This window comes from Parasphingomonas frigoris, assembly GCF_036663815.1.
Taxonomy (GTDB): Bacteria; Pseudomonadota; Alphaproteobacteria; order Sphingomonadales; family Sphingomonadaceae; genus Sphingomonas.
On record NZ_JAXOJQ010000097.1, the window covers coordinates 1 to 1045 of the forward strand.

Genomic DNA, 1045 nt, shown 5'->3' on the forward strand with positions numbered 1-1045 from the left:
CGTTCCCGGAGCGGTTGCTGACCGGCGAACGTCCCGAGCCGACGTTCCTGATCACCAAGCCGTTCCAGCGTTCGACCGTGAAGGCCGCGATCAGCCAGGCGCTGTTCTTCGATCAGGCGACCGTCCCGACCGCTTAAGGTCGACGGCACTTATCCGGGTCCGTGACTGTAAGACAGTTACGGACCCAAAACGTCTTTCGCGAGTTTGTTGGTGATGGCTGATCCAAACGAACCAATTCACATCGATACCGAAGATGCACGGGCAGGTGCCACGCCACATATGACCCGGTACATCCTGGCGATCTCGCTAGTGTTGGTCATTGTTATATTTGGCTTTATAATTCTTCGCTAAGCAGGATTGCGTGCGCGTCGCTGGTATTTCCTGCGGCGTACGCCTATGTCTGCCGCGTTCGCACGGCAGTGTTTTATCGGGATTGATCGGATTACCATGACCCAGCCTGCTTTGCCCGTGGATGACGAAAACGATGACGTTGTCGCGCCGGTCGAGCATGTCTCCCTGTCGGATGCCGAGTTCAAGGTTCAACTTGCGCAGGTAATCCCGCATCTGCGTGCGTTCGGTCGCTCCTTGTCGGGAAGCCGCGATCTCGCGGACGACCTGGTCCAGGAGACTTTGCTGAAAGCCTGGGCCGCGCGTCTCCGCTTCCAGGCGGGTACGAACATGCGGGCGTGGACCTTCATCATCCTGCGCAACCTATATCTCTCGCAGATGCGACGCGCCCGCTTCAAAGGCGAGTGGGACGATCTTGTCGCGGACCGTATCCTCGCTGCACCCGCAAGTCAGGATCGCCACGTCGAGCTTGGCGACATGCAACGCGCGTTGATGCATCTGCCGCAGCCGCAGCGTGAAGCCCTTATCCTGGTGGGCGCGGGTGGCTTTGCCTATGAGGAAGCCGCAGAAATCTGCAGCGTCGCTGTCGGGACCATCAAGAGCCGGGTAGCTCGCGGACGTGTTGCGCTGGAGACGATCTTAACGGACGGTTCGCTTCCGTCGCGTCGCGATCATGAGACCGATACGTCCAAGACGG

At 59.4% G+C, this 1045-nt stretch carries 1 protein-coding gene and 1 pseudogene; both read left to right on the forward strand.

Annotated features, from left to right (window positions below):
* A pseudogene (locus U1872_RS22740) lies at window positions 1–137 on the forward strand (response regulator); the annotation flags it as partial.
* A 310-nt stretch (window positions 138–447) separates the two neighbouring features.
* Window positions 448–1045 (forward strand): sigma-70 family RNA polymerase sigma factor (locus U1872_RS22745; RefSeq protein ID WP_332795113.1); only part of this gene is annotated, 598 nt, incomplete at its 3' end.